We start from the raw sequence: 26,297 nt of genomic DNA on the forward strand, positions 1-26,297 counted from the left end.
TTTACTTCTTAATCTGATTTAAAATATCATTCATCATCTCGATTTGTACTTTCTGAATTTCGATTAATTCCTGCTGTTGATGCATAATTAAATGATCAATTTTATCATGAATCATTCTTATTTCTAATTCAGATTTCAGGTTAATCATATAATCTTTTTTGGCACGGTTTCTATCTTTTTCTTCCTGACGGTTTTGGCTCATCATAATTACGGGCGCCTGAAGTGCGGCTATACAGGATAAAATCAAATTCAATAAAATAAACGGATACGGATCAAAACCTTTATCCAGTAAAAAATAAACATTGGAACCAATCCAAACGACGATAAAAGCTATAAACGAAATAATAAAAGTCCAGCTTCCGCCAAAATCTGCTACTTTATCGGCTATTTTTTGACCGAAACTTCTCTTTTCATCTTCATCTTCAACAATACTTACGATGGATTTATCTTCTTTTAAAGAAGAAATAACACTTTTTTCAAGGTCAGAAAGTGTTCCAATTTCAGCTGATAAATAATTAGATATATATTTTTGGCGGTATTCGTTTAATTCCTGAACCGAAATAGAGTCATCATCACAAAATGAAGGATGATCTTTTAAAATAAGGCCTAAAATGGGATCATGAATAGAATTACCGCTAATTTTCTCACTTTCAGGAAAAGAAATATCAGAAATCGAACTTTTAAAAGTTGAATTATTTTTCATTTTTGTAGATTTTATCCGCTAATTTACACAATTAACTTCTTAAGAATCATATAAAACAGAAGCATTTATTAACCTTTTATTTATCACAAATACAATTCTGAAACCAAAATTTCTTTCGTTAAATCGTGTCCTTATTTACAAAAAACGCCTTACTTTTAACGTTTTAAAATATCCACTCAATTTTACTATTGTGACTAAAGACAATATCATACAAAATATTAAGGCTTTAAAAAGCCATTCTAATATAAACTACGGTATCAAAACCAAAACTGAAGATTTTACCGAGAAGCTTTTTTACACTCTTTTTGATTCAAATGCACCTCTCGACGAAAGTATTGATGAACTTGAAATCCGTTTTAAGGAAATAGCAGTTTTAGCCTGCAAAAAACCTCAAAATTTATGCGAATCAATCTGGGACAGATTTGTGGCTAAACTTCCGGGCGTTTTAGAAAAATTAAATCAGGATGCCGAATATATTCTTGAAAATGATCCTGCATCAAACAGCATTGATGAAGTCTATTTAGCTTATCCGGGCTTTTACGCTATCGCTATTTACAGATTAAGCCACGAATTGTATCATTTAGATTTATTGCTTTTTTCGAGATTAATGAGCGAATATGCGCATAGAATTACCGGAACTGATATTCACGCCGGTGCCGATATTGCTTCGCCATTTTTTATAGATCACGCCACGGGAATTGTTATTGGTGAAACCAGTGTTATTAAAAAACATGTTAAGATTTATCAGGGTGTTACTCTGGGAGCTTTAAGCGTAAGTAAAGACATGAAAAATGCAAAAAGACATCCAACCGTTGAAGCAAATGTGTGCATTTATGCCAATGCAACGATTTTGGGAGGAGAAACCATCATTGGAAAAAACAGTATTATTGGCGGTAATTCATGGATTACGAAATCAATTCCCGAAGATTCGATTGTACTTAATACCACCACAACAGAAGTTAAAATAAAAGAAAAAAAATAAAATGGGTCCACAGAAGTTACTAAACCTAATTGGAAATACTCCATTAATGGAAACCGTCAATTTGGTTAAGAATAAAAACGTTAAGCTTTTACTGAAACTGGAAGGAAATAATCCAGGCGGAAGTGTAAAAGACAGAGCGGCATATAACATGATTGCCGCTGCTCTTGAAAGAGGAGAAATTAAAAAAGGAGATAAATTAATTGAGGCAACAAGCGGCAATACCGGAATTGCGCTTGCGATGATTGCACAATTATTTCAAATAGAGATAGAATTAATTTTACCGGAAGATTCTACAAAAGAAAGAACACAAACTATGCGTGCGTATGGCGCTACGGTTATTTTAACGCCTGCAGAAGAAGGAATTATTGGCTCAAGGGATTATGCCGGCAAAAAAGTCGCTGAAGGCGGTTATATCATGCTAAATCAGTTTGCGAATGATGACAACTGGAAAGCGCATTATAAAACTACAGGTCCGGAAATTTGGAATGATACTGATGGAACTGTAACACATTTTGTTTCGGCAATGGGAACAACTGGGACCATCATTGGAACTTCTACTTATTTAAAAGAAAAAAATCCTGCTGTTCAAATTATTGGCGCACAGCCAAGCGACGGATCTCAAATTCCGGGAATTCGTAAATGGCCTCAGGAATATTTACCTAAAATTTTTGATGCTTCAAAAGTCGATACAGTTATAGATGTAAGCGAAGAAGAAGCTCGAGAAATGACAAAAAGATTAGCGCTCGAAGAAGGTATTTTTGCCGGAATGAGCAGCGGCGGCTCTGTTGCCGTAGCACTAAAAATAGCAGAACAATTAGAATCTGGAGTTATAGTAGCCGTTATCTGCGATCGCGGTGATAGATATTTGTCTTCGGATTTATTTGACTAAAAAAGATGCTAAGGTTCTGAGTTGCTAAGATTCTAAGTTTAAAAAACTAAATATAAAAGCTTAACAACTTAGAACCTTAGTATCTCAGCAACTAAAAAAAACTTAGCATCTCAGAAACTTAGAAACTTAGTACCTTAAAAAAAATGCTCTACAGAAAACTAGGAAAAACAAACTTTAATATATCTGAAATCTCACTTGGAACCTGGCAGGTTGGAGGAAAATGGGGTTCTGGATTTAATGATAAAACTGCTGATGAACTTATCAATACAGCAATTGACAACGGCGTAAATTTTATTGATACTGCCGATGTTTATGAAAACGGATTAAGCGAAACTGCTGTTGGACGAGTGATTCGTTCACGCTCTGAACGTATTTATGTTGCAACAAAATGCGGACGTCAGATTAATCCGCATGTGAATGATGGTTATCAGCCAAAAGTACTTCAGAAATTTGTTGAAGACAGCCTTAAAAGAACCGGACTAGAAACTTTAGATTTGATTCAGCTGCACTGCCCGCCAACGGAAGTGTATTACCGACCTGAAATTTTCGAAATGTTTGACCGATTGAAAGATCAGGGAAAAATTTTGAATTTGGGCGTGAGTGTCGAAAAAGTCGAAGAAGCTTTAAAAGCAATCGAATATTCGAATGTAACGACTGTTCAAATTATTTTCAATTTATTTCGCCAGCGTCCGTCGCAATTATTTTTCTCAGAAGCCAAAAAGAAAGATATCGGGATCATTGCGAGAGTTCCTCTTGCAAGCGGACTTTTAACGGGCAAATTTGATGCAAAAACCACTTTTGACGCACAAGATCACAGGAATTTCAACAGAAACGGAGATGCGTTTGATAAAGGCGAAACTTTTTCTGGAATTGACTATGACTTAGGTTTAAAAGCCGTTGAGGAATTAAAAGCCTTATTTCCTGAAACTGCAAACCTTGCTCCTATTGCTTTGCAATGGATTTTGAGTTTTAACGAAATTAGCTGTATTATTCCCGGAGCTTCAAAAGAAAGTCATGTACTTTCTAATTTATCAGTATATGATTTACCAAAATTAAGCTCGGAAAAGATTTCGGAAATGAATAAAATTTACGAAAAGTATATAAAACAAGACGTACATCATCTTTGGTAAAACATAAATGAATAATCTCAAAAAAGGGAAGTTTTATTTAAATAAAACTTCCCTTTTTTTATACATCTACCCTATTTTATTGCTTAAATATCTTTAAACGGCTTTTGTAAAAGCTTAAAGTTCTCTTCTTTGCATAAAATATTATATAGTAGAATATTTTTTTCGTTTATTCGCGCAACCTTTTTAAAAAACAAACATCTTCATAACATAAAACTAACCAAATCATAACCATGAAAAATATAAGTTTCTATTTAAAAGTTGTATGCCTTTTAATTCTTTCCCGCGAAAGAGATGATGAAGAATTAATGGATGAGCAAATAAAAAATTAAGTTCAAAAAGAAAAAGCTTAGCACCTCAGAGCCTCAGTATCTCAGAACCTTAGAAACTTAGACCTCAAATTCAATTCTAAACTCAGCACCTTTATTTTTGCCTTCACTTATGGCAGTTAATCGGCCTTTATTTTTTTCGATAATTTTTTTGCACAAATAAAGTCCGATTCCGGTTGAGGATTCATTAGCAGTTCCTAAACGGCTCATTTTGGTGAATTTTTTAAATAATTCTTCCATCTGATTTTTATCAAAACCAATTCCCCTGTCTGCAACGGTAATAACAAGATTGGAATCTTCTTTATAAATCCTAACTTTAATATCACTGTCAAAATAAGAAAACTTAATTGCGTTACTAATTAAATTTACCAAAACCTGAACCAGCAAACCTTCATCAATCCAAAGTTTAGCTTCGTAGGTTTCGACACTTAAATTCAATACTATATTTTTATCTATTAATCGCTGTTCAACCTGTTCATTTATAAAAGGAAGAATATTTTCAAAATAAATGGTTTTGGTTTCCTGATTTACTTTTAGAACCTGATCTTGCTCTTTTAATAGTTTGATGAAGTTTTCGATGTATCGGAATTGCAGATTAGTCGATTCACAAATTAAATCGGCCAGATGTTTGACAGATTCCGAGGGATTTTCGCTTAAGATTAGTTTTGCCAAACCTTGCGGATTTCCGGCAAAGTTTTTTAAATCATGTGAAAGCATATAAATTAAATCCTGCTTTTCATTTATAAAACTTTCAGCCTCATAAATCGATTCCTGAATATTGCACATTAAAAGCCCTGCTTCATCGATATATTCTGTTGGGAGAATTGATAATCTTCTTTTGTTTCTATAATCGTCTAATGATCTTGAGGCAATAGAAATAGGTTTTATCAGCTGTTTTAAAACTAAAAGGGTTACAGCAGTTGCCAATAATGTCATTACTAATGAAAAAATCAGGATCGATGTGGGTGAAATAGTCTGTTCGAAAAAAAGAACAAAAAATAAAATTCCAATTAATGGAATATGTATTCCTATAAAAGCGACAAATAAAAATTTTAACGCATAACTTTTTTTCAAAAAGCTAATTTGTGAAAGATTATGATACAACTTCATAAAAACATAACAAAACTATTGATAATATATTGTAGCTTGGGGCTGAATATCAGGAACAAAGTTAACTTTTAAAGTTTATTAAACTAGTAAATTACACAATTTGATAAAATATTATGAAAATAAAATTTGTAAAAGTTTACAAACCCTTATTTTTGCGCTATGGGAAGAAAAAATACAGACAAAGTTGTCTTTCATCAAATTCAGGTTCTTGATGCCGGAGCAAAGGGAGTCTCAGTAGCAAAAGCTCCTGACGGAAAAGTAATCTTTATTCCGAATGTCGTTCCTGGCGATGTTGTTGATGTACAAACATTCAAAAAAAGAAAAGCATACTACGAAGGAAAAGCCGTGAAATTTCACGAATTATCGGAGCATCGTATTGATCCAATCTGCGATCATTTTGGTGTTTGCGGCGGATGTAAATGGCAAAACATGAAATACAGCCAGCAGCTGTATTACAAACAAAACGAGGTAAAAAATCATTTACAGCGTATTGGAAAAGTTGAATTACCGGAATTTGAAACTATTTTGGGTTCAGATAAACAATTTTTCTACAGAAATAAAATGGAATTTTCGTTTTCAAACAGCCGTTGGTTAACCGAAAAAGAAATTGGAAGTACAGAAGATTTAGGAAATAGAAATGCTTTAGGATTTCATATTCCGAAAATGTGGGATAAAATTCTTGATATCGAAAAATGTCATTTACAGGAAGATCCTTCAAATGCTATCAGAAACGAAATTAGAGCCTTTGCAAACGAGCATAATTTAGCCTTTTTTAATCCAAGAGAACATTCTGGGTTATTAAGAACTTTAATGATTCGTACGGCTTCGACAGGCGAAATCATGGTTTTAATTCAGTTTTTTGAAGATGATAAAGCAAATCGTGAATTGGTTTTAGATCATCTATATGAAAAATTTCCGCAGATTACTTCTTTACAATATGTGGTAAATGCGAAACCAAACGATACAATTTACGATCAGGATATTAAACTTTATAAAGGAAGAGATTATATCTTAGAAGAAATGGAAGGTTTAAAATTTAGCATTAACGCTAAATCTTTCTACCAGACTAACTCAGATCAGGCTTACGAATTATACAAAATAACTCGTGATTATGCCGGATTAACGGGAGAAGAAACTGTTTATGATTTATATACAGGAACGGGAACTATTGCACAATTCGTTTCTAAAAAAGCAAAAAAAGTAATTGGTGTTGAGAGTGTTCCTGAAGCAATTTTAGATGCTAAGGCAAATGCAGAACGCAATAATATTACGAATTGTGAGTTTTTTGTTGGAGACATGAAAGTGGTATTCAACGAAGCTTTTATTGCACAACACGGAAAACCTGATGTTATTATTACAGACCCGCCGAGAGATGGAATGCATGCTGCTGTAATTGATCAGATTTTAAAGATTGCTCCAAAAAAAGTAGTTTATGTAAGTTGTAACTCTGCAACACAAGCACGTGATTTAGCCTTAATGGACGAAAAATACAAGGTAACCCGCGTACGTCCGGTTGATATGTTTCCGCAGACGCATCATGTTGAAAATGTTGTACTTTTAGAACTTCGATAATTATAAAACACTAGATGAAAAAAATAATTTCTCTTTTATTAGTCTTTACATTTGGTTTATCCAGCTGTGAGAAAGATGATATCTGCGACGCAAACACACCTACTACTCCAAGATTAGTAATTAAATTTTACAGCAGTGCAGATCCGTCTACACCAAGAAGTGTAACCAATTTAAGAGTTGTTGGTATTGGCCCGGGTGCTGATCCTAACGGAATTGTTTTTAATGAAAGCGGTACATCTACAACAAAATATCTGGCAAACGGAAATACTATTTCTATACCGCTAAAAGTAGATGAAGACATAACAAGTTATAGATTTATATTAGATTCTGATGATCCAAATCCGGATGTAACGAACAGCGATATAATAACATTTAATTATGCGCGTCAAACCTCATATGTATCCAGAGCCTGCGGTTTTAAGACTATTTTTATGCTTAATGAGCAAAGTACTGCACAACCTGCTACTTCTGGCTACATACGTACAGATGATCCTGATACAGGAGATGGCGTTTGGATGAAGACTTTAAATTTAAAAACCCGTAACATTGAACTGGAAAATGAAACACACCTTGAAATATTATTTTAGTCTTTGTTTCGTTTTTGCAATGCTTTTGGGACATGCTCAGGAAATAAAAGATTCGACAGCAATAAAACCAATAGTTACCGAAAAACCAAAAGCCAAAACTGCAAAACCTGCTGTTCAGGAAGCTAAGACAGACACTATTGTTCCACCAAAAACAGATCGCTACGGTTTGCGTGTGGGTGTTGATTTATACAAATTAACGAGAGGTTTTTATGATAAGGATTATAAAGGTGTAGAATTTACCGGTGACTGGCGTTTAACAAAAAGATACTATTTAGCTGCCGAACTGGGTTTTGAAGACAAAACCACAGATGACGACAGATTAAACTCTACAGCTACAGGAACTTATATTAAAGGAGGTTTCGATTACAATTTGTACGACAACTGGCTTGATATGGAAAACCTTATAACAATTGGTATGCGAGGTGGTTTCAGTTCTTTCAGCCAAGATTTAAACAGTTATAAAATTTACAATTCAAATCCGTATTGGGGTGAAAAACCAGCAATTGAAGCAAATCAAAAAAACAGCGGTTTAAGTGCTGCCTGGATTGAAGTTGCAGGAGGAATTAAAGCGGAAGTTTTCGATAATCTATTCGTAGGTTTTGGTGTTCAGTTGAAACTTTTGGTGATGAACAATAAACCTTCTGGTTTTGACAACCTTTATATTCCGGGTTTTAACAGAACTTACGACGGAAGTTTTGGTGTAGGTTTTAACTATACCGTTTCATATTTCATTCCTATTTATAAGAAAAAGGTAATCGTGCCTGAAATTCAAAAACAAGCACCTAAAAAGAAATAGTTTTTACAAAAAAATAAAAGCCACAAATTCGTGGCTTTTTTTTATGCTTATTTTATTTAAGACAACTGAAATTCAACAGCTGCTTTTGCGTGTATTAAAGTTGTATCAAAAATAGGAACCGATAAATCTCCCTCTTTTATTACCAAAGGAATTTCGGTACATCCTAAAATAATTCCTTCTGCACCGTTTTTAATCAGTTCATTAGCAATTTCTATATAACGTTTTTTCATTTCATCGGTTACAATTCCTCTTCCTAACTCTTCGAAAATCGTATAATGAATAAAATCTTTATCATCTTCGCTGGTTGGAATTATGGCTTCGATACCTTGTGCAGCCAGTTTATCTTTAAAGAAATCAAGTTCCATTGTAAACTTAGTTCCCAATAAACCAACCTTTTTTAATTGCTGCTTTTGAATTTCAACTGCCGTTTCAACCGCAATATGAATAACAGGTAAATCGATCGCTTCCTGAAGTTTATCAGCAATTAAGTGCATCGTATTGGCACATAAAATAATAGCTTCTGCCCCGCCCGATTTTAAAAATTCACAGCCTTTAAAAAGCATCTTAAAAGTCGAATCCCAATCGTTATTATCATTATTCTTCTTAATATCAGCATAATTAAAAGAATAAACCAAACATTCAGAGAAGTTTAAACCTCCCAGCTTTTCGTTAATTCCAAGATTTATAAGTTTGTAATAATCTGTGGTCGAAACCCAGCTTATACCGCCAATAAGTCCAATTTTCCTCATATTGCTGATTTTAAAAATTTATCCAATAACTCTAATGCCTTTTATAAAAATCCATTTCATAAAAAGTTTTTCGCCGTCTTTTGTTTTTACAGCCTGAAATTTAGGCGCAATAATAGTCGCTGCCACAAACGATGTCATCGGAATCCATATTCCGGTTAATCCTGTATATTCAGCAATTATAAATCTGCCTAAAATAAATAGAATCGCGAAACTTCCTAATTGGTATAGAAACGCTCTTACTTGTAGTTTTGTCATTTTTTTTAAAGTTGCTAAGGTTCTGAGATTCTAAGATGCTAAGTTTTTTGCTTCTTAAACTCTTAAAAGCTTAATATTATTTTCGGTTAGGTTTTTGAGTAATTTTCACTAAAATTCTTAGCATCTTAGAATCTTAGCAATTCAGAACCTTAGACTTGAAATTTCGTTCTCTTACTTCCTTCATACATTTCGTATTTTACCAAACGTGCTTCAAGACTTCCGTTAAAAAGTTTGATTTTTCTTGACGGTTTTAATCCAACAAATTTTAAGGCTTCAAGATTTGCAGTAATAAACCAGGCGTTTGTTCCCGGATAATTTTTCTTTAAAGTATCACCTATGTTTTTGTAGAATTCTTCCATATGAATATCTAAACGTTCATCATACGGCGGGTTAAAAACAATATGAAGTTTTCCTTCAACCGCTTTTTCACTGTCAAAAAAGTTATTATCCTCAACAGTTACGTAATCTTCCAGATTCGCATTTCTAATATTATCTTTGGCTTTGCTTACCGCACTTGGCGCTTTATCAAAACCTTTTATAGTGTAATGAAACTCTTTTGTTTTCTTCATTAAACTGTTTACAATCTGATCAAATAAATCATTGTCCCAGTCTTTCCATTTTTCAAATGCAAACTCTTTACGATTAATGTTTGCCGGAATATTGCAGGCAATCATCGCCGCTTCTGCAAGGAAAGTTCCAGAACCACACATTGGATCTAAAAAGTGACTTTGTCCTTCCCAGCCCGATAATAATAAAATTCCCGCTGCTAAAACCTCGTTTATAGGCGCAATATTCGTTGCCGTTCTGTAACCACGCTGATGCAGCGAATTTCCTGAAGTATCTAACGCAACCGAAACCTGATCTTTATCGATATGAATATTGATTCTTAAATCCGGATATTGTTTATCAATGCTTGGTCTTTGTCCTGTTCTTTCTCTAAACTGATCCACAACAGCATCTTTACATTTTTGAGAGACAAATTCAGAATGGTTAAAATAAGTCGAATGCACTGTAGCATCAATCACAAAAGTTTGATTGGCATTCAATAATTTAGACCAGTTTATTCCCGAAATTCCTTTATATAGTGCCTGTTCGTTATTAGCTCTAAAAGAGTAAATAGGTTTTAGAACTTTTAGTGCCGTTCTAAGCGATAAATTAGCTTTGTACATAAAACCTTTATCCCCTTTAAAACTTACCATTCGTACCCCTTTTTCAACATCCTGAGCCCCAAGTGTACGCAATTCCTGTTCTAATATCTCCTCAAAGCCAAAAAAACATTTGGCTATCATTCTAAAATTTTCTTCCATCTTTATTTTTGTATTAAAAAACAACTCCAATCGCAGGCAGATGCCAACGTTTATTTAGGTATCGACGCGAAATAGTTATTTTTCGGCAAAAATACACTAAATTTGCGGGACTTTATATTAATTGAAATAGAATAAATGTCTGACGCACCCAACTCATCAACACCAAATCAGGATAGAAATACCGAAAACTGGTTTACATCATGGTTTGATACTCCATATTATCACATTCTGTACAAGGATAGAAACTATAGAGAAGCTCAGATTTTCATGGACAACTTAACGCATTATCTAAACCTGCCTGAAAAAGCAAAAGTGCTTGATTTAGCCTGCGGAAAAGGACGTCATTCTATCTACCTGAATCAATTAGGTTTTAATGTTTTAGGCGCTGATTTATCTGAAAACAGCATTGCCGAAGCCAATAAAAACAGCAACGAGCATCTTCATTTTAAAGTACACGATATGCGTGAACCTTTTGAAGAAAAATTCGATGCTATTTTTAACCTTTTTACTAGTTTTGGCTACTTCGAAAGTGACGATGATAACCTGACAACCCTTAAAGCCATCAGAGAAAGTTTATCTGAATACGGATTCGCCGTTATTGACTTTATGAACGTAAATCAGGTAATTGAAACTTTGGTTCCTCAAGAGGTTAAAACCGTTGACGGAATTGATTTTCACATCAAAAGATACGTTGAAGACGGTCATATTTTTAAAGAAATTGATTTTGAAGACCAAGGCAGAAAATTTCATTTTACCGAAAAAGTAAAAGCCCTGACTTTAAAAGATTTTCAGGATTTAATGGATGAAGCAGGAATTTATCTTTTAGATATTTTTGGAGATTACAAACTCAAAAAATTCCATAAAACCGAAAGCGAAAGATTAATCATGATTTTTAAATAGGTTTAATCGTTTAACTGTTAATTTGTTTAATCGCTTGGACAAATTGACCCCAAAAAACCGATTAAACGATTAAACAAAAAACCGATTAAACAACAAAATGAACTATTTACTACCCTTATTTTCTGTACTTTTAGGATATAGTGTGGCTTTGTTTTTAAAACCAACCAACAAAACCAATTTAAAATTACTGCTCGCATTTAGCGGTTCATTTTTGTTATCGCTAACCGTAATGCATCTGCTTCCAGAAGTTTACAGTTCTCACAATCATAAAATTGGTTTGTTTATAATGGTTGGAATTTTGTTTCAGATCGTTTTGGAGTTTTTCTCCAAAGGTGCTGAACACGGACATGTTCACGGCCATGCAAAAATGTCACAAATTCCCTGGCTTTTATTTATAAGCCTTTGTATTCATGCCTTTTTAGAAGGTTTTCCGGTAAGTCATCATCATGATTTAGCCGTAGGAATTGCAATTCATCATTTGCCAATTGCCGTGATTTTAACGACATTTTTCATTAATGCCGATTTAAACAAAAAAGCCATTTTTGCTTTCATGCTGACTTTTGCCATCATGACGCCGCTTGGAACTGTTGCATCTGAATATCTACCAATTTTAAACGATTATTATACCGAAATAACAGCAATAGTAATTGGTATTTTATTCCATATTTCATCAACTATAATCTTTGAAAGCAGCGAAGGACATAAATTTAATGTAGCCAAAATTTCCATGATTGTTTTGGGGATTTTATTGGCATTCTTTTTATAATCAGGGCGTGTCAGTATTTAAAAAAAGGCCCAATCAACTTTGCGTTCATTGGGCCTTTTCTTAAATACTGCCGGGCTATCCGCGCTACTTCGGTAGCCTGCTCCTATCCCTCACGCGAAAGGAAGTTTCAGGTTTCAGGTTTGAAGTTTCACGTTTCAAGTTTCACGTTTCAAGTTTACAACATCAACATTCACAATTCACAATTCATAATTCATAATTAACAATTAATTCCCCGTTCTCTTTTTCTCATCCTGATTTCCAAAAGCACGCTCTTTTATATTTATCTTCTTGTTTCCAAAATTATAAACAACAGACAAACGAACAAATCTGTTACTCTCATTTTGGCTGTAAACTTGTTTTACACCATTTACAACCGAAGTAAAATCTTTTAAATAAGACGTATTAAAAATATCATTTGCTAAAAATGTAATCTGCATTGTTTTATTAAACAAATCCTGTTTAAAACCAATATCAAAACTCGACGCATAACCTATTTCATACAAACCACTTTTAAAAGGCGAACTATAACTAAAATCAACTTGCAGTTTTGTTGTTTTACCTAATACAAAAGTATTATTTGTCGAAAAATCAATTTGTAAACTATTTGACGGAGTGGCATTAATATTCTTTATAAACTCTGTTTTTGCACCTAAAAAGTACAATGAATTTTCACTTGACCACCATTCTGCAAAATTGGCCGAATAACTTTCACCAATACCATAATTTAAGTTTTTAAAATAATTCTCACGCGTAACAATTTGTGTATTCGTTTCAGGATTTGAAGTAAACAAAACTCCGTAGCCGTTTGTAATTACATTTACAAAAACACTTGTTCTTAAGACTTCTTTATACGAATGAGCAAATTCAAAATTATCACTAAATGAAGGTCTTAAAAACGGATTCCCTTCAGAATAACTATTGCTGTTAATATAAACCTTAAACGGATTCAATAAGTCAAAACGAGGTCTGTTGATTCTTTTTCCATAATTTAAACTAAAAGTATTGTTTTCATTTTTCTTGTACGAAGCGTAAACTGTTGGAAATAATTTCAAATAATTATTTACTGTTTCCTGATTCATTGTTTCAGAAAATCCGTTTGTCTGTGTATTTTCTAATCTTAAACCCATTTGAAAATTCCATTTTGCACCCATTTTTTTATCTGCATTAATATAAACCGCCTGATTATTTTCAGTATATTTAAATCGGTTCGACTGCGCTGGATCTAATTCTGGAGTTCCGGTAATTGTATTATAATAAAGTACATCACTTATACTATTTGTAAAACTCATTTTGGCACCATAAGATAAATTTAAAGCTTGAAGCGGATGTTCCATATCGGCCTTAAAACTCCAGTTGTCGATATCCTGATTCGAGATATTTCTTCCCGACTGATTTACATCAACAAAAGTCATATCTGGTGTATAATTATTAGCAATAAAACTTCTATCGAATTTTGAATTGTAGTTAAAATAATCCACATCAAAAGATAACTTTCTATTTAAAGAATCTAATTTAGTAATCAAATGCGCATTATAAGTTTGATTCCCAGAGCCTTTATCTGTATAACTATCATTCAGCGTAACATTGTCTAATTGATTTTGAGTATTATACTTTTCAATTCTAATATCTGAACCAAAATCCGGATTATTCCTGTCATTCAAAAATTGAAAACCAACAGTTGTACGTTCCGAAAAATCATAATCTAAAGCCAATTTTCCAGAAAGATTTTCATTTTTTACTTTCGTTTCACTTTTCATAACCGAAAGTCCGTCGGGGAAATACATTTCCAAAGATTCATCTGCATTTTTGTAACCTGTTTTTCCATTTACACTGCCAGAAAATCTAAATTTATTTTTGTTATAATAGAAATTATCTCTCAAAGTATAAATTCCGTATTTATTCTGATCGTAAGAAACCGTCGTTGTATTTTTCCAGGAATCACGCATTCCTTTTTTCATAATAATATTGATTAATCCTCCCGTACCTTCCGCTTCATATTTTGCTGGCGGATTACTTATAATTTCAATATTTTTAATATCACTTGCCGAGATTGATTTCAAAAAATTATTCAATTCCTCGCCCGATAATTCAATCATTCTACCGTCAATCATAACTCTGGAAGTTCCTTTTCCTAAAATTGTAATCATGTCATTTTTTACCACAACTCCGGGCGCCGTATTAATAGCACTTAAAGCATCGCCGCCAACCGTTGTAACATTATTTTCAGGATTGTAAACCAAACGATCTGTTTTCTGCTCTACTGTTTTCTTTTTTGATTGAATAACAACCTCTACTAAATTAGTTGCACTTTCTTTCAAAATAATTATTCCTAAATCAGTATCCTTTTCAATTAAAAGTTCTTTTTCGTAATCTGTAAATCCCAAAAGATTAATTCCTATTTTATAAAAACCTTTTTTAAGATTAAACTCAAAATAGCCGTCTTGTTTAGTTGTCATTCCGTCAATAATTTTTCCTTCAGAATTTAAGATGGAAACATCTGCCCATTCTAATGAAGTTGTTTCATTAGTTATTTTCCCTTTCAATTTAAATGATGCTTGTGCTAAACAAAATAAAGGCAATAATAAAAAGATAAGGAGGTTTGTTTTTTTCATGATTTCTAATTTTTAAACTTGTTTCGATTAATTTGAAGCAAAGTTGCCTTAGAAAATCTCCATACGCGACCGACAAAAAAAAGTCGAACCAATTTCCTGAATAGAAATTGGTTCGACTTTATTAAGCTCGAAGTACGACTTTTCACAAACTGCTTATTATAAAGCGTTTCTGTAAGCCGTAGGCGTTAAATTTGTATATTTTTTGAAAGAAGTATTAAACGAAGATTTGGAGTTAAAACCAACTTCATATAAAATTTCTAAAACTGTCAAATTGCTTTTTAAAGGATTTTTTAAAATACTCATTGCTTTTTGAATGCGATATTCATTCACAAAATCAAAAAAATGCTGATCCATTTGATGATTAATCAAAATTGATAAATCCCGAACCGGAATATCAATTTGGTTTGCCAATTCCTGAATGGTAAGCGACGGATCCAGAAAGGGTTCTTTCTCCGTCATATATTCTTTCAAAGTCGTTATTTGAGTATTTATCAAATCATTTTGAGCATTTGCTAATTCTGGTTTTTCTTCAATTTCCGGCAGAATGTCTTTAGTTAATTTCAGTTTTGAATTAACCCCTCTAAAAAGTTCAGGATGATTTAAAGCTTTCATTATAAACCAACAAGTGATAAATAAAGCAATGGTCCCCACAAGAACATTTGCCCACAGAAATATTTCACTGAAACCACTGTAACGCAATAAATTTTTTAATGCTACAATAATATGTGCTGTTAGAAATACGCATGTAATTTGAAAAAGCCATTTATAAGTCGCTGAGCTTGCATTTGCATAGTTTTCTAAATAGATTTCTCTGTACTTTTTCACAATCAAAAAGACAGATACAATATAAAATGCATATTGACATTCAACTAAAATCTGGATAAAGTAAATTTCCGGCATTAAATTAAGTCCCGAAGCGAAAGTATCTTTGTCTACATCTACGCTTAGATAAATTCTCGGAATAAAAACTAAATTGACAATTATAAAAGGCAGTAAATGAAGTAAATGTTTCCATTTTAATCTAAAATCTGAATAACAGACAGCGAGTACAAAAAGGTAAAACAAAGGCATTTCAAACAAACAAGTTGTCGATCTAAAAATCTCAAAATTTAGTTCTCTACGAGTAGTCGCTTCAATGAAAAAGCCGCTAAGATCTACCGCAGAAAAAATAAAAAACCATGCAAATAAGCGGTTAGCCAATTTATTCTCTGTTTTGACTGTAAATAAAAAAAAGGCGAGCAATAAAGACACAAAAACCGAGATTCTGCCAATCCCCTGCAATAAATCTAATTTATCCATTTAACTTTCATTATTTAACAAATATAATATTTTAGTTCTTTTAACAAGATTTATAAATTGGTTTGATCTAAAACAAAATCACCTGAAAAAGTTTTTAAAACTTAGCGGCTTTACCGTCTAATTTTTTACCGATTTGCGATAAAAAAGTTTAATTTTGGAGGATAACTATTTCGACAAAAAATGACCTTTACAAAAACAACCGAACAATCTTCAAAATACGAACATTTAGAGAAAATGTCAGTTCACGAATTACTGACTAATATTAATAATGAAGACAAAACTGTTCCTAATGCTGTAGAAAAAGCGATTCCGCAAATTGAAGCTTTGGTAGCGCAAGTTGTTGCGAAACTAAAATTAGGCGGTAAAATATTTTATATTGGCGCGGGAACATCTGGACGTTTAGGCGTTGTTGATGCTTCAGAATGTCCTCCTACTTTTGGAGTTCCGTTTGATTTGGTTAACGGAATTATTGCCGGCGGCGACACTGCAATTCGCCGTGCCGTAGAAAATGCCGAAGACAACGCAACACAAGCCTGGATTGATTTACAAGCACATAATATTGATGCAAATGATGTCGTAATAGGAATTGCTGCTTCCGGAACTACTCCGTATGTTATTGGCGGTTTAGAAACTTGTAATCAAAATAATATTTTAACGGGATGTATTACAAATAATGCGGGAAGTCCATTAGCGCTGACAGCAAAATTCCCAATTGAAGTTGTGGTTGGACCAGAATTTGTTACCGGAAGTTCGAGAATGAAAGCCGGAACTGCTCAGAAACTCGTTTTAAACATGATTTCGACAGCAGCGATGATTCAGCTTGGAAAAGTAAAAGGAAACAAAATGGTCGATATGCAGTTGAGTAATATCAAACTGGTTGATCGCGGCGTGAAAATGATTATGGGAGAAATTCCGGTTTCATATGAAGAGGCATCAGAATTATTGAAGAAATACGGCAGCGTTAGGAATGCTGTTGATAATTATAAAGCTTAATTGCCGTATAATTTTACCGCAAAGATCGCAAAGGTTTTTTCGCAAAGTTCGCGAAGTTTAATAAGTATAAAAAAGGCTGAGTTCGCTAAGATAAAGTCAGAATGTTTTTAACTTGAAACTAAAAGAACTTGAAACCTGACACGAGGCTTTAGCCGAATTGGCGAAGCAAACAAAAAAAAGACTTGAAACAAAACAAATGAGTACAAACAAACAATTATTAGGAAAAGGAATTAAGTATTTAACAGGCGCTTTGCCTTTGATGTTTCTTGGTCCGTCATTGATTTATAATGCATTTATGAATCAGCATACTAATTGGCATTATTTAGTTCTTGGAATTGGGATTGTGGCTTGTTTGAGTTCTATGCTTTTGATTTTTTTAGGATTGAGAATCATTATGAAAGCTTTGTTTAATGACTAAAAAATCTTCTAAATAAACCAGTCGGGTTTGATCATCTCTACAATTTTAATCTTTATCCAAACAAAAAATGGAAGAAATAATCCACATTCAAAAAACATTCGAGAAAGTTATTTATATCGATAAAAAAATAAACAATCGGGAGTTTGAAGATTGTGTTTTTAAAAACTGTGATTTTTCGAACAGCAATTTTAATCAGAATAGTTTTTTAGACTGTGAGTTTATTGATTGCAATCTCTCCATGACAAGTTTGGCAGGAACGAGTTTGAAAAATGTAACTTTCAAAAACTGTAAACTTCTCGGAATCGCTTTCCACGAATGTGATGATTTTTTATTTCAGGTTCATTTTGAAGAATGTACATTGGATTATGCTATATTTTCAAACAAAAAAATGCCAAAAACTAAGTTTATAAATTCGTCTCTTCGCGAAGTAACTTTTGTTGGAACAAATCTAACAAGTTCTGTTTTTGATGATTGCAATTTAGATGGCGCTATTTTTAATGAAACGCAATTAGCAGCGGTCGATTTTAGAACAGCTTACAATTATAAAATTGATCCTGAATTTAATGCCATGCGAAAAGCGCAATTTTCGACTCAGGGAATTGTGGGGCTTTTAGATAAATATGATATTAAAATTGTTTAAAAAGAAGCCACGAATTCCACAAATTTACACGAATTAAAATTTAAACATTTTCTATAAAAAAATTTGTGACAATTCGTGAAATTCGTGGCAAAAAACCAAATAATTCCAGCTTATGAAAATTGATGAATCTTATTTAGAAAGTGTTAAAAAGCAGTTTTTGTATTATAAAATGCTTGGCGAAAAAGCAATTGAGCAATTAGAACAAGATCAGCTTTTTGTTTCTGTTAATGAAGATACCAACAGCATTGCAACAATTATAAAACATATTTCTGGTAATATGCTTTCACGATGGACTGATTTTTTAACTTCTGATGGTGAAAAAGAATGGAGAAACCGCGACTCTGAGTTTGAAAATGATTTACAGACAAAAGAAGAAGTTCTGGAAGTTTGGAACAAAGGCTGGGATTGTTTAGAAAATGCTTTGAACAGTTTAAAACCTGAGCAGCTTTCAGACATTATTTATATTCGAAATGAAGGTCACACTGTTATTGAAGCCATAAATCGTCAATTGGCACATTATCCTTATCATGTTGGGCAGATTGTTTTTTATGCCAAACAATTAAAAAAGAATTCTTGGGAAAGCTTATCAATTCCGAAGAATAAATCAGCAAATTATAACGCCGAAAAGTTTGCCAAAGAAAAAGAAATCAAGAACTTTACGGATGATGAATTAAAAAGATTGAAATGATAGAATATTATGCAAATTTTGGCGGGACATGTTGGTGGATCTTAATTAAATTCTGTAAAACAAATTTAACTGAAGAGCAGAGTTCTAAAAACAAAAAACGGAATTTGCTTTTTCTAACTTCTATAACACTTGTTATTTTCTTTTTATTCTTTAATTAAAAAACGGCTTCTGAAAACAAAAGCCCTAGCCCTGATGGAAGCGGTATCCTTTTGTGGCGGGGTTCGCCACAAAAGATATAGCGAACAGCAGGATTAGCTCCTAAAAAAACAACTTATTTAAAATGAAAAAAATACTATTCTTATTTCCGGTACTGGCTTTGGTATCCTGTTATAACGCTGAACACAATTGTAAAGATTTTAAAAATGGAAAATTCAAATTTGAGTTTGAAGTAAACGGTGTTAAAAAAACGACTTTTTTTGAACGTAAAGACAGTATCGAAATTGAAACTTTTGAAGGAAAAACAGATACCGCTACAATACGCTGGGTGAGTGATTGTGAATATATTCTACAGAAAAAGCATCCAAAAAATATGGCCGAAGAAAAAGCAATCAGCATGAAAATTTTAACGACTGCAAAAGACTCTTATACGTTCGAATTTGGAATGGTAGGCTCTGAAGAAAAACAACGAGGTAAGGTTTTCAAAGTTGAATAAAAAGTTAAAGTCCCACAGTTGGGGCTTTTTTTATGCCACAAAGACGCTAAGACACAAAGTTATTTATTTTCACAGTAAAAAACCTTTGTCTCTTTGAACCTATGTCTCTTTGTACCTTTTTCACAAAATAAACTTTAGTGTTTGTTTCACGTTTATATTTTTAAATAGTATTTTAGAACTCTAATCTAACCAAATGAAAAATACCATTTCGCAAAGAGTTGCCGACTTTTTAAAAAACTATCCGCCTTTTAATTTCCTGCATCCAAAGGATCTTGAGAAACTATCGGAGCAAATTTCTATTGTTTATAAAGATAAAGACGCTGTTATTTTTGCTGAAAATGATCAAACACACGATTCTTTTTATGTGGTACACAAAGGCGCAGTGGCGTTAAAGAAAAGCACAAAAAATACAGTTCTGGATATGTGTGACGAAGGTGATATTTTTGGATTGCGTCCGCTTTTGGCACAGGAAAATTATATAATGGAAGCTGTGGCACATGAAGAAAGCATTTTGTACGCTATTCCAATCGCGGTTTTCAAACCTTATGCATTAGAAAATAGAAATGTTGGTAATTTCCTGATTGAAAGTTACGCTTCGAATACCCGAAATCCATATTCAGATATTCATAAAGATAAATTATATGGCGATGATGATTTATTAAATGAAAATCGTCATTCGAGTAATGATTCATTTGATTTAGCACCAATTAAATATTCCAAGAAAATTGTGACCTGCAGTCCCTCAACAACCGTTAAGGAAATTGCCAGAATTATGAACAAGAAAAAAGTTGGGGCTATATTAATTGTTGATGAAATGCTTCCAATTGGTATTTTGACAGATAAAGATCTTCGAAATAAAATTGTTACTGGAGATTTCCCTATAACTACGACTGCCGAGACCATAATGACGAAACCTGTTGTTACGTATCCTAAAAAAATGACCGTTACTGAGGCGCAAATGGCAATGATGAAAAGCAGTATCAGCCATTTATGTCTTACCAAAGATGGAACTGTAAATACCAAAGCCGTTGGGATTTTATCGAAACACGACGTAATGGTGGCGCTTGGAAATAATCCTGCTGTTTTAATAAAAGCCTTGAAAAGAGCTAAAAAAACGAAGGAAATAAAGCCTATAAGAAACCGAATTATGCAATTGCTTCAGGGATATTTAGATCAAAATATTCCGATGACTTTGATTGCTAAAATCATAACGGAACTGAATGAAGCCTGCACTACACGTGTTATTGAAATTTGCTTAGAAAAAATGAGCAGTCCACCGCCGGTTAAGTTTGCATGGCTGGCGCTGGGAAGTCAGGGCCGAGGCGAACAAATGCTGCATACAGATCAGGATAATGCGATTGTTTATGAAAATGTAAATGAAGTTTTTAGGGATGAAACCCGAATTTATTTTTTAAAATTTGCTACACTTGTCAATAAAGGGCTTTTTGATATTGGTTATGATTACTGCCCTGCCGAAATGATGGCCTCAAACCCAAAATGGTGCATGAGCCTTGATGAATGGAAAAATCAGGTACATCATTGGATTACGAATCCTGGGAAAAATGAAGTTTTACTTTCCTTTATTTTCTTTGATTACAGTAGGACTTATGGAGATACTGAAATAGTGAGTCAATTATCAGATTCCATTTTTGAAAACGTAAAAGCAAATCCTATTTTTTATATGCATTTGGTAAGCGGTGCTCTGCAAAGCCCATCCCCTACCGGATTTTTTAGACAATTTTTAGTTGAACAAGACGGAGCAAACAAAGACAATTTTGATATTAAAAGAAGAGCCTTAATGCCTTTAACTGATGCCGCGCGTGTTTTAATTTTATCGCACTCCGTTAAATCGATCAGTAATACTGCAGAACGTTTTGAAAAATTAGCAGAACTGGAGCCAAATAATAGAGAATTGTATTTATCATGTTCCTATTCGTTTAAAGCTTTATTGAAATTTAGAACTAAGCAAGGACTTTTACATCATGATTCAGGACAGTTTATTGCTTTGGAATCTCTATCAAAAATGGAAAAAATTAAACTGAAACGTACTTTTAAAACGATTAAAGAACTTCAGGAACTTATTTCGGTACGTTTCAATATTTCAAATTTGGTATAGTGATGGGTTTATTTAATTTTTGGAAAAAGGAAGAAAACCTCTTCGATGAAGATATCACAATCGAAGAAACCCGATTTGTTGTTCTGGATACTGAAACGACGGGATTTGATTATGAAAATGATCGTATTTTATGTATTGGCGCTCTGGTTCTTCAAAATGGAATAATATCGGTTCAAAATAGTTTTGAGATGTATCTGCAGCAAGATCATTATGATAAATCTACAGCTCAGATTCATGGAATTTTAAGAGATTTTATTATCAAACGCCCTTCTGAATTAGAAGCTTTAGAACAATTTTTATCCTTTCTTGGAGATTCAATTATCATTGCACATCATACCATTTTTGATATTACCATGATTAATAAAGCACTGGAAAGAAATAATTTACCTCAACTTACAAACAAAACTTTAGACACGGCTTATTTGTACAAAAGAACTTTAATTAAATCACATTTGTTTGAGCGAAAAGATCATTATACACTTGATGATCTTGCAGATAAGTTTGATATTTCAAAGAAAGATCGTCATACTGCTTTGGGCGACGCTTATATAACTGCGATTGCGTTTTTAAAAATTGTGAAGAAGCTGCGGGAGAAAAAAGCAATTAATTTGAATTCTCTTTTTAAATAGAAAACTTGACTCCAAAAAGTCAAGTTTTCATCATCTTTAATTATCTATAAATAATCGATACGGAAATACGTTTGAAGATCTATTTTTTAAATTTTTCATAAAGCTATCACAGAGATAATCCCATTCTGACTTGGATAAATGTTGTTTTTCTTCAGAGTTTGACTTAATAAAAATGTCAACCGTTCTGCTGAAACCAGCTTTTACAGATATTTCTTTTCGAGTTCCTTTTTCAATCTTAATATCTTCAATTGAATTTTTAAAATGATTAAAACCAAATGCTTTAATATCTGCAAAAGTTACAATTCGGCCACGTGTTAATAATGCATTTCTGTAGGCAAGAATTCGGTCTTTATTATTCTGTTTGTTTAAACCCCCAACTGTATTTGTCATTAAAGTAACCGTTTTGCCAATGAAAAATAAATCATCTTTAGATTCTAAAGTTGTTCCAGCCTTAATATCATTTCCTTCTTCGGCACAAGTTGACCAATAACTAATCGTAAATGATTTTCCGGTTGAATCTTCTGCTGTAGGCTTAATCATTAAATAAGGATCATTATTTTTAGAAAAACTGCTTTCTTTAGCTTGTTGCTCAACCGAAGCTAGCAATTGGTTAATTTCAACTAACGAGCTGTTCATAAAATCCTTTCCTAAGCCAGCAAAAGAAGAGCTTTCATCTTTTAATAAATCTAATACATTTTGCAATAATTCGGAAGCGCTTCTTGAGTCAAATCTAGAAACTCCTCCAGTTCTCAACACCGCATTTCCTTCTTCCAGAATTCCATCCTTAAATTCTTTTATCTCATAGTGTTTATGTAATCCATCGACAACTGAATCAATATCCAGGAAAATATCATTTTTACTGTCTAAGGCAACATACGACAGAAAACTATCAAGTGTCTTGATAAAAACATGCTTTTTTTTGTTAATTGCAGGAAAACAATTTGCAGTAAAAGAAACGTTATCAATAATTTGCGGAACCAAAGATTCTGGAAATATCATTTTTATCCAAATAATTGAATTCCCGTCCTTATTTACTACATCGTCAAAATGTTTATATTCTGTAGCATATTCTTTTATATTTTTATATTTTAAAATTCCTTTTAAAGTATAAAAATTATCAAAATAATATTCATTTACCTCCTGCATTACTTCACTAAGGTTGGCATAATTACGATTAATAATACTTTCGATATCAAGATGATTAAGAGGCACATTATAACCTTCCTCGACTTTTATTTCTTTATCATCATGAAAACATTTCATTTGTTTTAAATAGTAATGAAACATTTCTTTCTGATGTATATTTTTAATATCAATATACAACATTAGATCTTCAAGCTCCATTACTTTTTCATTACTTAATTCAATTCCTAAAACAATCTCTCCAGCAGGTAAAGTGTGATTATAATCTCTAACCCTATCTTTATAAAAAAGATTCGATATTTGATATAAGTTTCTCTCATATGCAATATATTTTACCTCACAAGCAGATAACTTTACCTCGAGAGTTGGTGCAAGTGCAATCTCTTTTGTAATAGGCGCCAACGGATTATAAATATTATGAATTCTCCTGTTTGTCATCATTTGGTTTTGCAATGAGACTTTTATATTATTTTCGATTGGTAAAGCATGTAAAATAGCTCTTGCAGGTTTCGCACCAGAAGCAACCTCAGGAAACATAATCTCTAAGACTCTCTCTACAACACGAGTTTTAGAATCTTCCAGTTCATGCGCTACTTTTTCCAGTTCATATGACAGTGCATTTAGCATCATGGCTACAACCGGGTCAAAAGAAGTTTCCATTTCATTATAGATCTTCACATTTACTCAAAGCCATTTTAAATAGAGATTTATCGCTTTTAAAACGTCTTGAAAAAATGGGCAAAGATGTTTATTTTCTGGATGAATGGGCAGAAGTAAGAATTGAAGAAGAACCAAAAGCTTCTCATATTTTAAATGCTGAACCTGATGATAGTATAGATCTAATAATTAAAGAAGCCGATTCAGTAAGAGATTTATTAAATGAAGATGAAATTAGTATTTACAGTATCTTAGTCGCTTTAAGTTCTCCTGGCGTAGGATTTAATTTTGATCAAATGAAGAGTTTTCCAATTTCAAGAAACGAATTACTGGAAAATGAAAATATTGTTGAGCCTCAACTTTCAAACGACCAAAAAGAAGTAAAAAAAGGCTTTTTAACCAAATATTGTATTCATAAAAACATTGAAAAAAAGGCAAATAGAATTACTGCTATTGGCCGTGAAGCTGAGCTAAATGCTATAAAAGAAATTCTGTGCCGTTTCTCAAAGCCAAATGTTTTATTAATTGGAGATCGTGGCGTAGGAAAATCCATTTTGATTGATTCTTTAATTCAAAATGTAATTGCCAACCAAGTGCCAGATGCCCTAAACAAAGTACAATTGTTTGAATTGGATTTATCATCTCTAATTGCAGGTGCATCTTACAAAGGAGAAATTGAAGATCGACTAAAAAACTGTATTCAAGAATTACGGCAATTCCCAAAATCTATTCTTATTATTGAAGAAATTCATACGTTATTAGACAAAAATGGTGGTGATTCGGGCGTGTCTAACATTCTAAAAAGTGAATTAACAAAAGGATTAAATATTATAGCAACCTCAACAATTGATGAATTTTCAAAAAGAATTGAAAAAGAACAAGGGCTTTCAGGAATGTTCGAAATTGTCAAATTAGAAGAATCAAATGATGAAACGTTATTCCGAATGATTCGCGAGTCTATAAAAATTTATCAAGAACATCATAAAATACAAATTGACGATGAAACCATTTCAGAATCCATTAGATTATCGCGACGATATTTGAAAGAAAAAAGTTTGCCTGAATCAGCCATAAACTTAATCGATCATACAATGTCGGTTTTAAAAACTTCAGGAGAGTCTTTTCTAAAAAGTAAATCGGAACTTGAAAATAAACTAGCTGTTCTAAAGCAAAATGATGCTGATTTTTCTGAAGAACAATTAATAAAAGAATGCAATTGGTTTTTAAATGATATTATACAAAAAACCAGTTTTTTAATGATTGTTGACGAAGATGATAAATCTTTATCTTCTTCGTCAACAATCATAAATCATATAGAAAAGCTTTTAATTACGCTTGAAACAAGAGCGTTAGACAAACGAAGTCATATTGAAGCATTTGATCTATCTCTAATTATTGCACAAAAAACCGGAATTCCAGCAGGAAAATTAAATGAAGAAGAAAAGCAGAAATTAAGTAATATTGAGGAGGTTTTAAACCAAAGAGTTATTGGTCAAGATCACTGTATTTCAACAGTTGCGGGATCCATTTTAGAGTCTAGATCAGGATTAAGCAAAGCGGGTCAGCCCATAGCTTCGTTTTTTTTTCTCGGGCCAACAGGAACTGGTAAGACAGAATTAGCAAAATCTTTAGCGGAATTTCTTTTTCAGGATGAAAATGCTATTATACGCTTTGACATGTCAGAATTTAAAGAAGAACACTCCGCTGCATTATTACTTGGATCACCTCCAGGCTATGTTGGTTATGAAGCTGGAGGAGTGTTAGTAAACAAAATTAGACAGAAGCCCTACTCCATAGTTTTATTCGATGAAATTGAAAAAGCGCATCCTTCCGTTTTTGATATTTTTCTTCAGATTATGGACGAAGGAAAATTACATGACCGCTTAGGAAAGGAAGGCGATTTCTCTAACGCGATTATACTTTTCACTTCAAATATTGGAGCAGATCATATTGTAAATACTTTCAATAACGGCGAAATTCCAACTTCAAATTCTTTAATGGAAATCATGGGAAATTATTTCAGGCCTGAATTTTTAGGTCGTTTGACCGAAATAGTACCTTTTGCGCCTATCATTAAAGAAAATGCATTGAAAATCTTCGAAATCCATCTTAAAAAAGAGTTTATGGATTTATTGAAAAACATTAATATTCAAGTCGAAATTCCGATGGAAGCCAAACTTTATCTTGCCGAAAATGGTTACAATGCCAAATATGGAGCTAGGCCAATTAAAAGCATTATTAGAACACATTTAAGAAGACCTTTAGCAAAAAAAATAATTTCAGGAGAAGTAAAAGACGGAGATATTATTTCTGTTGCTATTGAAAATAATGAAGTAAAATGGATTAAGGGAAAAGTCCTTTAAACCCACGAAAATTAA

At 32.8% G+C, this 26,297-nt stretch carries 24 protein-coding genes; 16 read left to right on the forward strand and 8 right to left on the reverse strand.

Translation table 11 applies throughout. The features are described from left to right. Position 1: 1 nt before the first annotated feature. A complete protein-coding gene (locus J2Y38_RS08270) occupies positions 2-703 on the reverse strand; it encodes a DUF1003 domain-containing protein (protein ID WP_309841197.1) in 702 nt (233 codons plus the stop codon). Between the two features lie 190 nt (positions 704-893). Between J2Y38_RS08270 and epsC the strand changes: the two genes are divergently transcribed. From epsC to J2Y38_RS08285, 3 genes are all read left to right on the forward strand, one after another. Next, positions 894-1,685, forward strand: coding sequence for a serine O-acetyltransferase EpsC (gene epsC / locus J2Y38_RS08275; RefSeq protein WP_309841199.1), 792 nt, complete (start codon positions 894-896; stop codon positions 1,683-1,685). Between the two features lies 1 nt (position 1,686). After that, a complete protein-coding gene (cysM, locus tag J2Y38_RS08280) occupies positions 1,687-2,574 on the forward strand; it encodes a cysteine synthase CysM (protein ID WP_309841201.1) in 888 nt (295 codons plus the stop codon). Positions 2,575-2,717: 143 nt separating this feature from the next. Then, positions 2,718-3,704: an aldo/keto reductase gene (locus tag J2Y38_RS08285; protein WP_309841202.1), complete on the forward strand. Its 987-nt coding sequence runs from the start codon at positions 2,718-2,720 to the stop codon at positions 3,702-3,704. A 386-nt stretch (positions 3,705-4,090) separates the two neighbouring features. Here J2Y38_RS08285 and J2Y38_RS08290 read toward each other — a convergent pair whose 3' ends face one another. Beyond that, positions 4,091-5,104 carry a HAMP domain-containing sensor histidine kinase gene (locus tag J2Y38_RS08290; protein WP_309841203.1) on the reverse strand — a complete coding sequence of 338 codons (1,014 nt, stop codon included), beginning with the start codon at positions 5,102-5,104 and terminating at the stop codon, positions 4,091-4,093. Positions 5,105-5,299: 195 nt separating this feature from the next. On the opposite strand from J2Y38_RS08290, the gene rlmD reads away from it, so the two are divergent. Genes rlmD through J2Y38_RS08305 form a run of 3 tightly spaced genes read left to right on the forward strand, consistent with a single transcriptional unit; the run spans position 5,300 to position 8,095 of the window. Continuing rightward, the gene (gene rlmD, locus J2Y38_RS08295) at positions 5,300-6,712 is read left to right on the forward strand and encodes a 23S rRNA (uracil(1939)-C(5))-methyltransferase RlmD (RefSeq protein ID WP_180861284.1); all 1,413 of its coding nucleotides are present in this window, start codon (positions 5,300-5,302) and stop codon (positions 6,710-6,712) included. A 14-nt stretch (positions 6,713-6,726) separates the two neighbouring features. Continuing rightward, positions 6,727-7,299 (forward strand): DUF6452 family protein, encoded by a 573-nt coding sequence (locus J2Y38_RS08300; RefSeq protein WP_309841205.1) that lies wholly within the window; start codon positions 6,727-6,729, stop codon positions 7,297-7,299. Next, positions 7,271-8,095 carry a DUF6048 family protein gene (locus J2Y38_RS08305; RefSeq protein WP_309841207.1) on the forward strand — a complete coding sequence of 275 codons (825 nt, stop codon included), beginning with the start codon at positions 7,271-7,273 and terminating at the stop codon, positions 8,093-8,095. The genes J2Y38_RS08300 and J2Y38_RS08305 overlap by 29 nt, the downstream gene beginning before the upstream one ends. A 56-nt stretch (positions 8,096-8,151) precedes the next feature. Here J2Y38_RS08305 and J2Y38_RS08310 read toward each other — a convergent pair whose 3' ends face one another. The 3 genes from J2Y38_RS08310 to J2Y38_RS08320 all read right to left on the reverse strand — a co-directional run bounded on the left by J2Y38_RS08310 (position 8,152) and on the right by J2Y38_RS08320 (position 10,406). After that, a complete protein-coding gene (locus J2Y38_RS08310; RefSeq protein WP_309841208.1) occupies positions 8,152-8,844 on the reverse strand; it encodes an aspartate/glutamate racemase family protein in 693 nt (230 codons plus the stop codon). A gap of 18 nt (positions 8,845-8,862) precedes the next feature. Then, entirely contained in the window at positions 8,863-9,099 is a 237-nt protein-coding gene (locus J2Y38_RS08315; RefSeq protein WP_053473652.1) for a hypothetical protein, read from the reverse strand. A gap of 149 nt (positions 9,100-9,248) precedes the next feature. Further along, complete coding sequence (locus tag J2Y38_RS08320) at positions 9,249-10,406, reverse strand: THUMP domain-containing protein (protein WP_309841210.1); 1,158 nt, start codon at positions 10,404-10,406, stop codon at positions 9,249-9,251. 135 nt (positions 10,407-10,541) lie between these two features. Between J2Y38_RS08320 and J2Y38_RS08325 the strand changes: the two genes are divergently transcribed. Then, positions 10,542-11,306, forward strand: a complete 765-nt coding sequence (locus tag J2Y38_RS08325; RefSeq protein ID WP_309841212.1) for a class I SAM-dependent methyltransferase — start codon at positions 10,542-10,544, stop codon at positions 11,304-11,306. A gap of 97 nt (positions 11,307-11,403) precedes the next feature. Continuing rightward, entirely contained in the window at positions 11,404-12,072 is a 669-nt protein-coding gene (locus J2Y38_RS08330; protein ID WP_309841213.1) for a ZIP family metal transporter, read from the forward strand. A 224-nt stretch (positions 12,073-12,296) separates the two neighbouring features. Here J2Y38_RS08330 and J2Y38_RS08335 read toward each other — a convergent pair whose 3' ends face one another. Both J2Y38_RS08335 and J2Y38_RS08340 read right to left on the reverse strand, forming a co-directional pair. Continuing rightward, the gene (locus J2Y38_RS08335; protein WP_309841214.1) at positions 12,297-14,684 is read right to left on the reverse strand and encodes an outer membrane beta-barrel family protein; all 2,388 of its coding nucleotides are present in this window, start codon (positions 14,682-14,684) and stop codon (positions 12,297-12,299) included. Positions 14,685-14,840: 156 nt separating this feature from the next. Then, positions 14,841-15,983, reverse strand: a complete 1,143-nt coding sequence (locus J2Y38_RS08340) for an AraC family transcriptional regulator (RefSeq protein ID WP_309841215.1) — start codon at positions 15,981-15,983, stop codon at positions 14,841-14,843. Positions 15,984-16,163: 180 nt separating this feature from the next. On the opposite strand from J2Y38_RS08340, the gene murQ reads away from it, so the two are divergent. The 7 genes from murQ to J2Y38_RS08375 all read left to right on the forward strand — a co-directional run bounded on the left by murQ (position 16,164) and on the right by J2Y38_RS08375 (position 22,119). Further along, positions 16,164-16,976 (forward strand): N-acetylmuramic acid 6-phosphate etherase, encoded by an 813-nt coding sequence (gene murQ, locus J2Y38_RS08345; protein ID WP_309841217.1) that lies wholly within the window; start codon positions 16,164-16,166, stop codon positions 16,974-16,976. A 196-nt stretch (positions 16,977-17,172) separates the two neighbouring features. Next, positions 17,173-17,394, forward strand: a complete 222-nt coding sequence (locus J2Y38_RS08350) for a DUF6095 family protein (RefSeq protein ID WP_053473765.1) — start codon at positions 17,173-17,175, stop codon at positions 17,392-17,394. A gap of 67 nt (positions 17,395-17,461) precedes the next feature. Then, a complete protein-coding gene (locus J2Y38_RS08355; RefSeq protein ID WP_309841218.1) occupies positions 17,462-18,034 on the forward strand; it encodes a pentapeptide repeat-containing protein in 573 nt (190 codons plus the stop codon). A 112-nt stretch (positions 18,035-18,146) separates the two neighbouring features. Further along, a complete protein-coding gene (locus J2Y38_RS08360; protein WP_309841219.1) occupies positions 18,147-18,722 on the forward strand; it encodes a DUF1572 family protein in 576 nt (191 codons plus the stop codon). A gap of 280 nt (positions 18,723-19,002) precedes the next feature. Beyond that, on the forward strand, positions 19,003-19,374 hold the full coding sequence (locus tag J2Y38_RS08365; protein WP_309841221.1) for a DNA topoisomerase IV: 372 nt from the start codon (positions 19,003-19,005) through the stop codon (positions 19,372-19,374). Positions 19,375-19,567: 193 nt separating this feature from the next. Further along, positions 19,568-21,490: a DUF294 nucleotidyltransferase-like domain-containing protein gene (locus J2Y38_RS08370; RefSeq protein WP_309841223.1), complete on the forward strand. Its 1,923-nt coding sequence runs from the start codon at positions 19,568-19,570 to the stop codon at positions 21,488-21,490. A 2-nt stretch (positions 21,491-21,492) separates the two neighbouring features. Further along, entirely contained in the window at positions 21,493-22,119 is a 627-nt protein-coding gene (locus J2Y38_RS08375) for a 3'-5' exonuclease (protein WP_309841225.1), read from the forward strand. Positions 22,120-22,155: 36 nt separating this feature from the next. On the opposite strand, the gene J2Y38_RS08380 is transcribed toward J2Y38_RS08375, so the two are convergent. Beyond that, entirely contained in the window at positions 22,156-23,922 is a 1,767-nt protein-coding gene (locus tag J2Y38_RS08380) for a type VI secretion system baseplate subunit TssF (RefSeq protein ID WP_309841226.1), read from the reverse strand. Between J2Y38_RS08380 and J2Y38_RS08385 the strand changes: the two genes are divergently transcribed. Beyond that, positions 23,871-26,282 (forward strand): AAA family ATPase, encoded by a 2,412-nt coding sequence (locus tag J2Y38_RS08385; protein WP_409025135.1) that lies wholly within the window; start codon positions 23,871-23,873, stop codon positions 26,280-26,282. The two genes, J2Y38_RS08380 and J2Y38_RS08385, sit on opposite strands and share 52 nt — an antisense overlap. Positions 26,283-26,297: the final 15 nt, after the last annotated feature.

It is taken from the genome of Flavobacterium sp. 2755, assembly GCF_031455715.1.
Taxonomy (GTDB): Bacteria; Bacteroidota; Bacteroidia; order Flavobacteriales; family Flavobacteriaceae; genus Flavobacterium.

Coding starts and splice junctions, on each gene's coding strand:
- J2Y38_RS08270 (WP_309841197.1), bottom strand. CDS start 703: ATGAAAAATAATTCAACTTTTAAAAGTTCGATTTCTGATATTTCTTTT.
- cysM (WP_309841201.1), top strand. CDS start 1,687: ATGGGTCCACAGAAGTTACTAAACCTAATTGGAAATACTCCATTAATG.
- J2Y38_RS08285 (WP_309841202.1), top strand. CDS start 2,718: ATGCTCTACAGAAAACTAGGAAAAACAAACTTTAATATATCTGAAATC.
- rlmD (WP_180861284.1), top strand. CDS start 5,300: ATGGGAAGAAAAAATACAGACAAAGTTGTCTTTCATCAAATTCAGGTT.
- J2Y38_RS08300 (WP_309841205.1), top strand. CDS start 6,727: ATGAAAAAAATAATTTCTCTTTTATTAGTCTTTACATTTGGTTTATCC.
- J2Y38_RS08305 (WP_309841207.1), top strand. CDS start 7,271: ATGAAACACACCTTGAAATATTATTTTAGTCTTTGTTTCGTTTTTGCA.
- J2Y38_RS08310 (WP_309841208.1), bottom strand. CDS start 8,844: ATGAGGAAAATTGGACTTATTGGCGGTATAAGCTGGGTTTCGACCACA.
- J2Y38_RS08315 (WP_053473652.1), bottom strand. CDS start 9,099: ATGACAAAACTACAAGTAAGAGCGTTTCTATACCAATTAGGAAGTTTC.
- J2Y38_RS08320 (WP_309841210.1), bottom strand. CDS start 10,406: ATGGAAGAAAATTTTAGAATGATAGCCAAATGTTTTTTTGGCTTTGAG.
- J2Y38_RS08325 (WP_309841212.1), top strand. CDS start 10,542: ATGTCTGACGCACCCAACTCATCAACACCAAATCAGGATAGAAATACC.
- J2Y38_RS08330 (WP_309841213.1), top strand. CDS start 11,404: ATGAACTATTTACTACCCTTATTTTCTGTACTTTTAGGATATAGTGTG.
- J2Y38_RS08335 (WP_309841214.1), bottom strand. CDS start 14,684: ATGAAAAAAACAAACCTCCTTATCTTTTTATTATTGCCTTTATTTTGT.
- J2Y38_RS08340 (WP_309841215.1), bottom strand. CDS start 15,983: ATGGATAAATTAGATTTATTGCAGGGGATTGGCAGAATCTCGGTTTTT.
- murQ (WP_309841217.1), top strand. CDS start 16,164: ATGACCTTTACAAAAACAACCGAACAATCTTCAAAATACGAACATTTA.
- J2Y38_RS08350 (WP_053473765.1), top strand. CDS start 17,173: ATGAGTACAAACAAACAATTATTAGGAAAAGGAATTAAGTATTTAACA.
- J2Y38_RS08355 (WP_309841218.1), top strand. CDS start 17,462: ATGGAAGAAATAATCCACATTCAAAAAACATTCGAGAAAGTTATTTAT.
- J2Y38_RS08360 (WP_309841219.1), top strand. CDS start 18,147: ATGAAAATTGATGAATCTTATTTAGAAAGTGTTAAAAAGCAGTTTTTG.
- J2Y38_RS08365 (WP_309841221.1), top strand. CDS start 19,003: ATGAAAAAAATACTATTCTTATTTCCGGTACTGGCTTTGGTATCCTGT.
- J2Y38_RS08370 (WP_309841223.1), top strand. CDS start 19,568: ATGAAAAATACCATTTCGCAAAGAGTTGCCGACTTTTTAAAAAACTAT.
- J2Y38_RS08375 (WP_309841225.1), top strand. CDS start 21,493: ATGGGTTTATTTAATTTTTGGAAAAAGGAAGAAAACCTCTTCGATGAA.
- J2Y38_RS08385 (WP_409025135.1), top strand. CDS start 23,871: ATGACAGTGCATTTAGCATCATGGCTACAACCGGGTCAAAAGAAGTTT.
- J2Y38_RS08380 (WP_309841226.1), bottom strand. CDS start 23,922: ATGGAAACTTCTTTTGACCCGGTTGTAGCCATGATGCTAAATGCACTG.